This is a genomic window from Buchnera aphidicola (Lipaphis pseudobrassicae) (assembly GCF_005081185.1).
In the GTDB taxonomy this organism is placed as follows: Bacteria; Pseudomonadota; Gammaproteobacteria; order Enterobacterales; family Enterobacteriaceae; genus Buchnera; species Buchnera aphidicola_AD.
On sequence record NZ_CP034870.1, the window covers coordinates 628,665 to 641,221 of the forward strand.

General features: G+C 24.6%; 10 protein-coding genes and 1 tRNA gene. 5 read left to right on the forward strand and 6 right to left on the reverse strand.

Annotated elements, in window-relative coordinates:
• Positions 1 to 32: 32 nt before the first annotated feature.
• The 4 genes from rep to D9V70_RS03100 form a co-directional block, all read right to left on the reverse strand.
• Positions 33 to 1,997, reverse strand: a complete 1,965-nt coding sequence (gene rep / locus D9V70_RS03085) for a DNA helicase Rep (protein ID WP_158356254.1) — start codon at positions 1,995 to 1,997, stop codon at positions 33 to 35.
• Positions 1,998 to 2,061: 64 nt separating this feature from the next.
• Positions 2,062 to 3,534 (reverse strand): ketol-acid reductoisomerase, encoded by a 1,473-nt coding sequence (ilvC, locus tag D9V70_RS03090; RefSeq protein ID WP_158356255.1) that lies wholly within the window; start codon positions 3,532 to 3,534, stop codon positions 2,062 to 2,064.
• Positions 3,535 to 3,572: 38 nt separating this feature from the next.
• Entirely contained in the window at positions 3,573 to 5,426 is a 1,854-nt protein-coding gene (ilvD, locus tag D9V70_RS03095; RefSeq protein WP_158356256.1) for a dihydroxy-acid dehydratase, read from the reverse strand.
• 237 nt (positions 5,427 to 5,663) lie between these two features.
• Positions 5,664 to 5,740, reverse strand: a tRNA-Trp gene (locus D9V70_RS03100).
• 177 nt (positions 5,741 to 5,917) lie between these two features.
• Between D9V70_RS03100 and D9V70_RS03105 the strand changes: the two genes are divergently transcribed.
• The 5 genes from D9V70_RS03105 (at position 5,918) to fdx (ending at position 10,346) form a co-directional block, all read left to right on the forward strand.
• On the forward strand, positions 5,918 to 7,132 hold the full coding sequence (locus D9V70_RS03105; RefSeq protein WP_158356257.1) for an IscS subfamily cysteine desulfurase: 1,215 nt from the start codon (positions 5,918 to 5,920) through the stop codon (positions 7,130 to 7,132).
• A gap of 27 nt (positions 7,133 to 7,159) precedes the next feature.
• Positions 7,160 to 7,540, forward strand: a complete 381-nt coding sequence (iscU, locus tag D9V70_RS03110; RefSeq protein WP_158356258.1) for a Fe-S cluster assembly scaffold IscU — start codon at positions 7,160 to 7,162, stop codon at positions 7,538 to 7,540.
• Between the two features lie 104 nt (positions 7,541 to 7,644).
• A complete protein-coding gene (hscB, locus tag D9V70_RS03115) occupies positions 7,645 to 8,157 on the forward strand; it encodes a Fe-S protein assembly co-chaperone HscB (protein WP_158356259.1) in 513 nt (170 codons plus the stop codon).
• 23 nt (positions 8,158 to 8,180) lie between these two features.
• A complete protein-coding gene (gene hscA, locus D9V70_RS03120) occupies positions 8,181 to 10,010 on the forward strand; it encodes a Fe-S protein assembly chaperone HscA (protein WP_158356260.1) in 1,830 nt (609 codons plus the stop codon).
• The gene (gene fdx / locus D9V70_RS03125) at positions 10,011 to 10,346 is read left to right on the forward strand and encodes an ISC system 2Fe-2S type ferredoxin (RefSeq protein ID WP_158356261.1); all 336 of its coding nucleotides are present in this window, start codon (positions 10,011 to 10,013) and stop codon (positions 10,344 to 10,346) included.
• On the opposite strand, the gene der is transcribed toward fdx, so the two are convergent.
• The gene (gene der, locus D9V70_RS03130) at positions 10,343 to 11,713 is read right to left on the reverse strand and encodes a ribosome biogenesis GTPase Der (RefSeq protein ID WP_158356262.1); all 1,371 of its coding nucleotides are present in this window, start codon (positions 11,711 to 11,713) and stop codon (positions 10,343 to 10,345) included. The two genes, fdx and der, sit on opposite strands and share 4 nt — an antisense overlap.
• A gap of 57 nt (positions 11,714 to 11,770) precedes the next feature.
• Positions 11,771 to 12,343 (reverse strand): YfgM family protein, encoded by a 573-nt coding sequence (locus D9V70_RS03135; RefSeq protein WP_158356263.1) that lies wholly within the window; start codon positions 12,341 to 12,343, stop codon positions 11,771 to 11,773.
• Between the last annotated feature and the right edge of the window lie 214 nt (positions 12,344 to 12,557).

Below are 12,557 nucleotides of genomic sequence, written 5' to 3' on the forward strand. Positions count from 1 at the left end.
TTTTAAAACTAAATTTAAAAAAATTTAATTTTTTATTTTTTTTTGAAATTATTTTCTAGAAAAAACTTTTTCTCCCATTTTAAATCTTCTGGAGGAAGTTCGAATAAAAACCTACTAGGTGACATATGTAATGTTTGACCATATTGAACACGCTTAGAACAATAAGTAAAAAATAATTGTTTTTTTGCTCTAGTTATTCCTACATATGTTAATCTTCTTTCTTCTTCTATATTGTTATTGTGAATACTTTTATGATTCGGTAATATTCCTTCACACATGCCGATCATGAATACTGAAGAAAATTCTAAACCTTTAGAAGCATGTAATGTCATTAGTTGTACTCGATTATTTTTTGTATCCTTTTTTATAGATTGATCTACAATATCACGAAGTGTCATACGAGCAATAATTTTTGATAAATTCATAGGTTTTTCAAACTTATCTCCTTGTATCATATTTTTTATCCATGTAGATAAAGTATGAATATTATTTATGCTTTTTTTAATTTTTTTGGGTTCTTTTAAAATTTTAGATAACCATTTTTCATATTGTATTTCATTAATAATTTCATCTAAAATTTTAGATGGTTTTAAAAGAGAAGATTTAATTAATTTTTCTATTAAAAGAATAAAATTATTTAATTTATTGATTGTTTTTTTGTTTAAAATTTTTTTTAATTCAATATTATTAATTGCCTCATAAAAATTTTTATTTTTTTTATTTGCCCATTTCTCTATTTTTTTTAACGTAATTATACCTATTTGACGAGAAGGAACGTTTATAACTCTCATAAATGCAGAGTTATCATTTTTATTAATAATGATACGGAGATAACATAATAAATCTTTAATTTCAGTACGAGAGAAAAATGATGAATTTTTTGAAATGTTATATGGAATATTTTTTTCTATTAAAATTTTTTCTAGAATTTTAGCTTGATAATTACCTCGGTATAAAATGGCATAATCTTTATATTGAGCAATATTTTTAGCATTTTGTAGTAAAATTTTTTCTGCTATTTTTTCTGCTTCATGTTCTTCATTTTTAGCTATAATAATTTTTATAAAAGTTCCATATTGTAATTGAGAAAATAATTTTTTTTCTAAATAATGCATATTATTAGAAATTAGACTATTTGCAGCTTTTAATATTCTACCAGAAGAACGATAATTATGTTCTAATTTTATAATTTTTAAATTAGGAAAATCTTTTTTTATTAAAAAAAGATTTCTAGGATTTGCTCCTCTCCATGAATAAATAGACTGATCATCATCACCAACTAATGTAAAATTAGAATCCACACTAGTAAGTGTTTTAATGAATTCATATTGACTATTGTTAGTATCTTGATATTCGTCCACTAATAAATAAGTAATTTTTTTTTGCCATCGATTTTTTATTTCTTGATTTTTTTTTAATAAAATTGTAGGTATACAAATTAAATCATCAAAATCTAATATATTTGATTCATAAAGATAAGTATTATATTTTTTATAAATATCTGAAAAGTATTTATCTAAATCTGATTTCGCTAATGTTTGCGCTTGTGAAGGAGTAAAAAATTTATTTTTCCAATAAGAAATCATAAAATTTATTTTTTTTAATAATCTTAAATCTGTTTTAGATTCTTTGTTACATATTTTTTTTAGTAAACTAATTTGATCTTTTTCATCCAAAAGAGTGAAATTAGCACTAAATTTTAGTGTATTCATTTCTTGTTTTATAATTTTCAATCCTAATGAATGAAAAGTAGAAATAATCATGTTTTTTGTTTTTGATATATCTAAATATTCTGAAAGACGCATTCTCATTTCATAAGCTGCTTTATTAGTAAAGGTTACAGCTGCAATATTATTAGGTATATATTGACAATGATTAATCAAGTAAACTATCTTGTTGATAATAACTTTTGTTTTTCCAGAACCAGCCCCTGCTAATATTAAACAGGGACCATTAGTGAATTCAATAGCATTTTTTTGAGCAAAATTAAGAGACATAAAAATATCGATAATGTTTAATTAAAAATATATGTTATAAAATAGTTTAAAATAAAATAATGTTTTATTGAGCAACAGTAATTGTTTTCATTTTTTTCATATAAGATCTCAATTTTCGTCCAATGATTTCTATTGGATGATTTCGAATAATTTCATTTATTTGACATAATTCAATATTATTTACAGATTGATTAGATAAAGGAGAACCAAGATCTGTATGGTTGATGGTTGCTATAAAGTTTTTTAAAATTGGATATGCTGATTCAGAAAAAAGATAACTACCATATTCAGCAGTATCTGAAATAACCATATTCATTTCATATAGTTTTTTTCTTGCAATAGTATTTGCTATTAATGGTAATTCATGTAATGATTCATAATAAGCAGATTCTTCCATGATTCCTGATTGAACCATTTTTTCAAAAGATAATTCAATACCAGATTTTAATATTGCTACCATTAGTGTTCCATTATCATAGTATTCTTGTTCTGGTATTTTTTCCTCATAGTAAGGAGCTTGCTCAAAAGACGTATTTTTTGTTTTATATCTCCAATTTAATAAATTTTTATCTTTATTTTTCCAATCTTTCATCATTTCTATAGAAAAATATCCTGAGATAATATCGTCCATATGTTTTTGAAATAATTCTGATAAAATTTTCTTTATTTTTTGAGAAAGTTTAAAAGCTCTAATTTTTGATGGATTAGATAATCTATCCATCATTAAAGTAATGCCTCCATGCTTAAGAGATTCTGTAATGGTTTCCCATCCAAATTGTATTAATTTACTTGCATAACCTGGATTGCATTTATTTGAAATTAATTTTTCGTAACATATTAATGAAGCTGTTTGAAGCATACCACATAAAATTGTTTGTTCTCCCATAAGATCTGATTTAACTTCAGCTACGAATGACGATTCAAGAACTCCTGCGCGATGTCCTCCAGTAGAAAATGCCCATGCTTTTGCAATTTCTAAGCCTATCTTATGAATATCATTTTCGTTATGTACAGCAATTAATGTAGGAACACCAAATCCTCGTTTATACTCTTGTCTCACTTCCGTTCCTGGACATTTTGGAGCTACCATTATTACGGTTATATCTTTTCTTATTTTTTCTCCTTTTTCTACAATATTAAAACCATGTGAATAACCTAAACATGCATCTTTTTTCATTAATTTTTGCAATTCTTTTATAACATTAGAATGTTGTTTATCTGGAGTTAAATTAATTACTAAATCAGCACTTGGTATAAGTGATTCATAATCACCTACTATAAAATTATTTTCCGTTGCATTTATCCAAGATTGATTTTTTTTTAAAATACTATCTTTTTTTAAAGCATAAGAAATATTTAGTCCTGAATCTCTCATATTTAATCCTTGATTTAAACCTTGAGATCCACATCCTACAATAACTATACTTTTATTTTGCAAAATTATATTCTTATTTTTAAATTCGTTTTTTTTCATAAAACGACATTTTTTTATTTGATTAATTTTTTGACTAAAACTCAACGTGTTAAAATAATTCATTAATAAATATTCTCCTAATTTTTTAAAGTTTTGTTTTTTTAAATTTTAGATATTTTATCTTGATTTCTTACAGCTCCTTTATCTGCACTTGTAGCAAAAAAAGCATATGCTTGTAATGCAGGTGAAATATATCTTTTACGGTTTTTTGGTTTATAAGAGAAGGATCCCTTTGATTCTTCTTCTAAAGTACGTTTAGATAATTCTTCTTCTGTAATATCTATATTAATTGTTCTTTTAATGATATTAATATTAATAATATCATTGTTTTTTATTAAAGCTATTGTACCTTTATTTGCAGCTTCAGGTGAAATATGTCCTATAGAAAGTCCTGAAGTTCCACCTGAAAATCTACCATCGGTAATTAATGCACATGTTTTATCTAAACCCATAGATTTTAAATATGTAGTAGGATACAACATTTCTTGCATACCAGGACCACCTTTAGGACCTTCATAACGAATAACAACAACATCACCTGAGATTACTTTTTTATTCAATATTGCATTAACAGCTTCTTCTTGACTTTCATATACTTTAGCCGTACCAGAAAAAATGTACTGTTCTTTGGTGATTCCTGCAGTTTTTATTATACAACCATTTTTAGCTAAATTTCCATATAAAACAGCTAATCCTCCTTCTTTACTATAAGCATTTTTACAAGAACGAATACAACCATTTTTACGATCATAATCTAATTTTACCCATCTACATTCTTGTGAGAATGGTTTTGTTGTTCGAATACCACCAGGTTTAGCTTTAAACATATTAATAACATGAGGATTTTTTGTTAAAATAATATCATATTTATTTAATGTTTCTTCTAGATTTAATTGTAATATATTCTCTGTTTTTTTATTTAATAAATTAAATCGATTTAATTCTCCTAAAATACCCATTACACCACCTGCACGATGAACATCTTCTATATGATATAAAGAAGTACTTGGTGATACTTTGCAAATATGAGGTATTTTTTTAGATAAATTATTAATATCAGACATTTTAAAATCAACCTTTGCTTCCTGTGCAGCTGCTAACAAATGTAAAATAGTATTAGTAGACCCTCCCATTGCAATATCTAATGTGATTGCATTTATAAAAGACTCTTTATTTGCAATACTTCTAGGTAGAACTTTTTTATTATCATTGTCATAATATTCTTTAGTAATTTTGACGATAGTTTTGGCTGATTTTATAAATAAATCTTTGCGATCAACGTGAGTAGCTAATAGTGTTCCATTTCCAGGTAAAGATAAACCCATTGCTTCTGTTAAGCAGTTCATAGAATTTGCAGTGAACATTCCAGAACAAGATCCACATGTAGGACATGCTGAACTTTCAATGGTTTTAATTAGATCTTCAGATTTATGAGGATTTCCTCCTGTCATGATAGCGTCTACTAAATCTATTTTTATTTCTTTATTATTTTTTTTTATTTTACCTGCTTCCATAGGTCCACCTGAAACAAAAACAGATGGTATATTTAGTCGCATTGATGCCATAAGCATTCCTGGTGTAATTTTATCACAGTTAGAAATACAAATCATTGCATCCGCACAATGTGCATTAACTACATATTCTATTGAATCTGCAATTAATTCTCGAGAAGGTAAAGAATATAACATTCCAGAGTGTCCCATAGCTATTCCATCGTCTATTGCAATAGTATTAAATTCTTTTGGAACACCGCCTGATTTTTGAATTTCTTGGGAAATAATCTTTCCAACTTCTTGTAAATGTATATGTCCTGGAACAAATTGTGAAAAAGAATTAACTATTGCAATAATAGGTTTTTTAAAATCTTCATCATTCATTCCTGTAGCACGCCATAATGATCTTGCTCCAGACATATTTTTACCATATGTAGTTGTAAAAGAACGATATTTAGGCATTTATAAATAACTCCATAAAAAATAATTTTTAAAGTTTTTATTTTAATAAGAAAATTTCTATAAAATTGTGATATTTATAGGTTATATTTTCATTTAATTAAATTTTTAATTGAAATTAATAGAATTTTTTTAGAAATGATTCTAAAAAATTGCAGGAATTATATTTTTTTATATAATTAAAATGCAGAAATCAATGTATTCTTAAATAGAATAAAAAATAATTGATGATTGATATTTTGGCAGGGGTGGAAGGACTTGAACCTACAACTTTCGGTTTTGGAGACCGATGCTCTACCAAATTGAACTACACCCCTAAATTGATTTTTATTATTTATAAATAATTATATTGTTATTAACAACAAAAGTCTAGTATGTATTTTGAATATTTTAAAAATAGTATATTTTAATCATTTTTAGATCTAAATTTTGATTAAAATGATAAAATGTTTACTTTATATATGAAGAATTTTATTCAAAGGTAAATTTTTGCTATGAAAACTCCAATTTATTTAGATTATGCAGCAACTACTCCAGTAGAGTATCAAGTTGCAAAGAAAATGATGAATTATTTAACGATTGATGGAACATTTGGTAACTCTGCTTCTCGTTCACATAAATTTGGTTGGGATGCAGAAGAAGTTGTTGATATTGCACGAAATCAAATATCAGAATTTATTGGTGCTGATTCTCGTGAGATTATTTTTACTTCAGGTGCTACTGAAGCAAATAATTTAGCTATTAAGGGTATAGCATTTTTTCATGAAAATAAAGGTAAACATATTATTACTAGTAAAACAGAACATAAATCTGTTTTAGATACCTGTAGATATCTTGAAAGTAAAGGCTTTGATTTAACTTATCTTACTCCTAAAAACAATGGTATCATTGATTTAAGTCAATTAAAAAAAAATATAAGAAAAGATACTATTTTAATTTCTATTATGCATGTGAATAATGAAATTGGGATTATACAAGATATAGCAGGTATATCAAGACTTTGTCGAGAAAAAAAGATTTTTTTTCATGTAGATGCGACTCAGAGTATAGGAAAAATTCCTATTGATTTAAAAAATATTCATATAGATTTAATGTCTTTTTCTGCGCATAAGGTTTATGGACCAAAAGGAATTGGTGCTTTATATGTTCGTCGTAAACCACGTGTTCGTTTATTAGCTTCAATACATGGGGGAGGACATGAAAGAGGAATGCGTTCAGGTACTTTACCTGTACATCAAATTGTAGGTATGGGTGAAGCGTTTATTTTAGCTAAAAGTAAAATAGATGATGATTTCATTCGTTTAACAGAATTAAGGAATTTGCTTTGGAATGGAATTAAGAATATTGAAGAAGTTTATTTGAATAGTGATTTAAAACAAGGAGTACCACATATTTTAAATGTTAGTTTTAATTATGTTGAAGGTGAATCTTTAATTATGTCACTTAAGGATTTAGCAATTTCTTCTGGTTCTGCTTGTACGTCAGCTAGTTTAGAACCTTCTTATGTATTAAAAGCATTAGGAATTAAAGATGAATTAGCTCATAGTTCTATTCGTTTTTCTATTGGTCGTTTTACTACAAAAGAAGAAATTCAACATACAATAAAATTAGTTCATCAATCTATTTGCAGATTGCGTGAACTTTCACCTTTATGGGAAATGTTCAAATCAGGAGTTGATTTAAATAGCATTGAGTGGGATCATAGTTAAATATTAAAACAAGTTAAGGAATTTAAAATGGCTTATAGTAAAAAAGTGATGGATCATTATGAAAATCCTCGTAATGTTGGATCCTTTTCTAGTAAAGATAAAAATGTAGGTAGTGGATTAGTAGGTGCTCCTGCTTGTGGTGATGTGATGAAATTACAAATTAAAGTTAATAAGCATGGTGTTATTGAAGATGCTTGTTTTAAAACATATGGTTGCGGTTCAGCAATTGCATCAAGTTCATTAGTTACTGAATGGGTAAAAGGAAAATCTATCACAGAAGCTGAAACTATCAAAAATACTAGTATAGTAGAAGAATTAGAACTTCCTCCAGTAAAAATTCATTGTTCTATTTTAGCTGAAGATGCTATTAAAGCTGCTATTGCTGATTATAGAAGTAAAAAAAAATAACAGGATTTTATTGTTGAAAGAATATTTTCTTTCAACATGTAATACTATACATTAGTATTATTTTTTTAACCTATCAATATAACAAAAATAAATTTAGGTAATTAATGAATTATTTTACATTATTTGATCTACCAGAAACATTTAACATTAATAAGAAGTTACTTTCTAAAAATTTTTATAAATTACAATTACAATTTCATCCTGATTTATTTATGAATGATTCTACATTTAAAAAAAAAATGATTTTAGAAAAATCTATTGAAATCAATAAAGGTTATAAAATTTTAAAAAATTTTTCAAGTAGAGCTATATACTTTCTTTCCTTACGTGGTTTTAAAATTAGTAAAGAAACTGTTATTTTAAAAAATCATAGTTTTTTAATAGAGTACTTTTCTTTTTATGAAGAATTAGAAAATTTGAAAAAAAATAATTTTGATGAAGTTTTGTTAAATAATTTTTTAAAAGACATCACAACTAAAATTACAAAATATCAAAAATTAATTGAATTGGAATTCAATAAAAAAAATTTTAAAAAAGCAACTATTATTATAGAAAAATTATTATTTTTTGAAAAAATAAAAGAAAATTTAAAAAATAATAAGATGCTTATAAAATAGATTTATAAATAAGTGACGATAATATGATTTCTTTAAAACATACATACAAAAAAAAAATATTTTTAGGGATTGACCTTGGCACTACATATTCTTTAGCTGCAACAGTAACAAAAAAAGGAGTTATTTTATTATCGGATCAGGAAGGACGTTGTTTATTACCATCAGTAGTACATTATAACAAAAATAGTATATCAGTAGGTTGGGATGCTTTAAAAAATGTTACTAAAGATCCTATAAATACAATTTGTTCTGTTAAGCGTCTACTTGGTCGTTCTATTGAATTTATTAAAAAAGAATTTCCAATTTTACCATATCTTATAGAAAGAAAAAGTGATGGAGGAGTTTTATTATATACAAATTTAGGTCCTGTCACACCTATTGATGTTTCTAGTGAGATATTAAAATTTTTAAAAGATAGAACTATTACTTTATTTAATGAAAAAATAGATGCAAGTATTATCACTGTTCCAGCATATTTTAATAATCTTCAAAAAGAAGCTACGAAAAAAGCAGCTTTTCTTGCTCAAATTAACTTAATCCGATTGTTGAATGAACCTACAGCTGCAGCTATAGCTTATGGTTTAGAGATGCAGAAAAAAGGTATTGTTTTAGTATATGATTTAGGAGGAGGTACCTTTGATGTTTCTATATTAAAATTAAATAAAGGAATATTTGAAGTATTAGCTACTAGTGGTGATTCTAATTTAGGTGGAGATGATTTTGATCATGCTTTAGCTAAATATATTTATCAAAAATCAAATTTACTTAATAAATGCAATGATTTTTTTCAATCCGTATTGCTTAAAATAGCAAGAGAAACAAAGTTAAAATTAACTAAATATAATGTGGTAAAAGTTCATTTTTTCGATTGGATGGGTGATATTACCCGTGATGAATTTAATCTGATTATTATGCATTTAATTAAAAAAACCTTATTGATTTGTGCTAATTTACTTACAGAAGTCAATTTATCAATTGATAAAATTAGTGAGGTTATAATGGTAGGTGGATCTACCCGTGTTCCATTGGTTTATGAAAAAGTATCTAATTTTTTTAAAAAAACTCTTTTAAATTCTATTAATCCAGATGAAGTTGTAGCTATTGGAGCTGCAATTCAAGTAGATATGTTGAAAAACAATTTGACTAAATACAAAACATTATTATTAGATGTTATACCTCTTTCTTTGGGTATTGAAGTTATGGGTGGTTTTGTTGAAAAAATTATTTTAAGAAATAGTTCAATTCCAATTTCAAAAACCAAAGAATTTACAACTTATAAAGATAATCAAACATCTATAGTAATTCACATATTGCAAGGTGAAAGTGAACTTGTAAAAAATTGTATTTCATTATCTCGTTTTGTCTTTAAAAAAATAAAACCTAAAAAAGCAGGATTAGTTCGTATTTTAGTTACATTTGAAATTAATACTGATGGTTTAATTAAGATAAAAGTGTTAGAAAAAAATAGTAATCAAGGTAAATTTATTCAAATTGATAATAGTTCTATGTTAAAAAAAGTAAATGTTTCTAAAATAGTAAGTACATCTTTAAAAAATGCTGAAAAAGATTATTATTATAGAGTAAAAGAAGAAAAAAAAATGGAATCAAAACAAGTTTTAATGATTTTAGAAGAAGCTATTAAAGAAGATAAAGAGTTAATTAGTAAAGAAGAATTATTTAATATAAACAATCAAAAAAAGAAACTAGAAGAATCTATTAATCAAGATGATTTATTTTTGATAAAAATAAATTTAAAAAAATTAGAAGAATTAAGTAAAAAATTTTTTTCATTGCGACTTAAAAATACTATTCAAACTTCTTTAAGTAAAAATCTTTTAAAGGATAATATATAAATGCCTAAAGTATTTTTTTTACCTCATAAAATTATATTGCCAAAAGGTGCAAATTTTTTTGCTAAAAAAGGTGAAACAATATTAGATGTTGCTTTACGAAATAATGTTAAATTAGAACATGCATGTGAAAAATCATGTGCATGTAGCACTTGTCATTGTATTGTTAGAAAAGGATTTTCTTCTCTTTCAGGATGGTCTGAAATTGAAGATGATATTTTAGATAAAGCTTGGGGACTTGAATCTAATAGTCGTTTAAGTTGCCAAGCAGTTATCGGAAATATTGATATTGAAGTAGAAATACCTCTATATACTGTTAATTATGTTAGAGAATATTAATTTTTTTCTTTTTTATGTTTTAATAAAATATAGGGATTACTATTTTCTTTAAATTCTATTTGAATAGGTGTTCCCTTTATTTTGAGATTATTATAAAAAAATTTTATTAAATATCTTTTATAAGATAATGGTAAAGATTTTACTTTATTACCATGTATAATAATTTTAGGTGGATTAGAACTACCTAAATGTGCATATTTTAATTTTATTCGATTTCCTTTGATTATTGGTGGTTCGTGCTTTTGAGTTGCTTGATTCATAGTTTTTATAAGTGTTGATGTCCTAATTTTTTTATTAGATTCTTGGTATGTTTCTTTTATAGATTTAAACAGTTTAAATATTCCTTTGTGATGTAATGCAGATATAAAATGTATTTTTGAAAAATAAAGAAATTTTAATTTCTTATGAACGTTTTCTTTTAGTTCTTTTTTTTGTTTTATGTCTAATAAATCCCATTTATTAATGACTATAATAATACCCTTTCCAGATTTAATAATAAAATCAGCCAAAAATAAATCTTGATGACATATTTTTTTACATGCATCTATTATTAATAATACTACATTACATTTTTCGACTGTTTGTGATGTTTTAATTATTGAAAATTTTTCAAAATTATATGCATTTTTCTTTTTTTTAGATGTTCCTGCAGTATCAATGAGAATATAATTTTGATCGTTGTATGTAAAAGGTATTGATATACTATCTAATGTTGTTCCTGGCATATTGCATGTAATCATTCTTTCCTTATTTAATAAACTATTGATTAAGGTTGATTTTCCAACATTTGGACAACCAATTAAAGCTACTTTAATAGTAGATATTGGTATTTTTTTTTCAGTTTCTTTTATTTGTTCTATTTGGTTTATTGATTGTATCCAAGGAATTAAATATTTTTCGATGAGGGTATTAATTTTTTGATTATGTGTAGCAGATATTTTTTGAATTTTTTCAATTCCTAAATAGTAAAATTCATTGAATTTAGAGTGATCATTAATACCATCTATTTTATTAATAATTAAAATTGTTTTTTTTTGAAATTTTCTTATTTTATTAAAAATATCAATATCTTGTGGCATTAATCCATCACGGGCATTTACTACAAATAGTATCAATTGCGATTCATTTATAGCTAGAAACGTTTGTTTTTTTGCTTTTTTTTCTATTATATTGTCATTAATATCTAAACCAGCTGTATCGATCAAAATAACTTTTTTAGTTTCTTTCAATTTTAAATATCCATATTGTCTATCTCTAGTGATTCCTGAATGGTTTCCAACTAATGCATTTCTAGTTTTTGTTAGTATATTAAATAAAGTGGATTTTCCTACATTAGTTCGTCCAATTAATGCAATGATAGGTATCATTTTTTAAATACACCCTTTTTAATTGAAGTTAATTTCATTTTTATTTTGCATTTATTTTTATTTTAATTCATTAATTTTCATTCTTAAAATTTCTCTAGATGCATTTAAAGATTCTATTAACAAGCTTTTTTTCCAGCATTTTATTGCTTCTTTATTTTTGTTTTGTTTAGCAAAAATATCACCTTTGATATGTTCGACTATATTTTTCCAATTTTTATCTGTTATTGATTTGATAATATTCATAGCTTGATTATATTCATTTTTTTGAATTTTTATTTTAGTCATTCTTAATTGTAAAATATTTTTTAAATTGTTTTCTTTTGTATATTCTAAACAATGATTTAATTGCGTAAAAGCTTTGTCAAGATTATTGTTTAGAATATATTTTTTTGCTAGTTCCATAGCTATTAAAGTACCGTAAATATTATTATTTTTAATAATAAAATTTTCAACTTTATTTAAATTTTTAGATTCTTGGGAATTTATTTTTCTTTTTATTTCTTCATATTCTATTTGTTGTTTATTTTTTTCATAAACTGGTATAGAACGTTTTTTAGAAAAAAAAAATAAACTAAAAATAAGAAAAAAAATTATTAAAACAATGATATTTTTTTTAGATATATTAAACATTTTTTTACCTCTTTTATATTTTTTAAAATAGATTTTTTTAAGCTTTTTTTATTCATGAATGCAATAGTAATTTTAATAATTAATTTTTTTTGTGAATTTAGTTTAAAACTATAACATATAAAAAAGTTATTCCTATTAAAATCACTAATTGTACACAGTTAATTAATCTAATAAGTTCTTGTATTATCAATACTACAGAACACTTATCCACAGA

Excerpts from the sequence above, each read along its gene's own strand:
- rep (WP_158356254.1), bottom strand. The coding sequence starts at position 1,997 with ATGTCTCTTAATTTTGCTCAAAAAAATGCTATTGAATTCACTAATGGT.
- ilvC (WP_158356255.1), bottom strand. The coding sequence starts at position 3,534 with ATGAATTATTTTAACACGTTGAGTTTTAGTCAAAAAATTAATCAAATA.
- ilvD (WP_158356256.1), bottom strand. The coding sequence starts at position 5,426 with ATGCCTAAATATCGTTCTTTTACAACTACATATGGTAAAAATATGTCT.
- D9V70_RS03105 (WP_158356257.1), top strand. The coding sequence starts at position 5,918 with ATGAAAACTCCAATTTATTTAGATTATGCAGCAACTACTCCAGTAGAG.
- iscU (WP_158356258.1), top strand. The coding sequence starts at position 7,160 with ATGGCTTATAGTAAAAAAGTGATGGATCATTATGAAAATCCTCGTAAT.
- hscB (WP_158356259.1), top strand. The coding sequence starts at position 7,645 with ATGAATTATTTTACATTATTTGATCTACCAGAAACATTTAACATTAAT.
- hscA (WP_158356260.1), top strand. The coding sequence starts at position 8,181 with ATGATTTCTTTAAAACATACATACAAAAAAAAAATATTTTTAGGGATT.
- fdx (WP_158356261.1), top strand. The coding sequence starts at position 10,011 with ATGCCTAAAGTATTTTTTTTACCTCATAAAATTATATTGCCAAAAGGT.
- der (WP_158356262.1), bottom strand. The coding sequence starts at position 11,713 with ATGATACCTATCATTGCATTAATTGGACGAACTAATGTAGGAAAATCC.
- D9V70_RS03135 (WP_158356263.1), bottom strand. The coding sequence starts at position 12,343 with ATGTTTAATATATCTAAAAAAAATATCATTGTTTTAATAATTTTTTTT.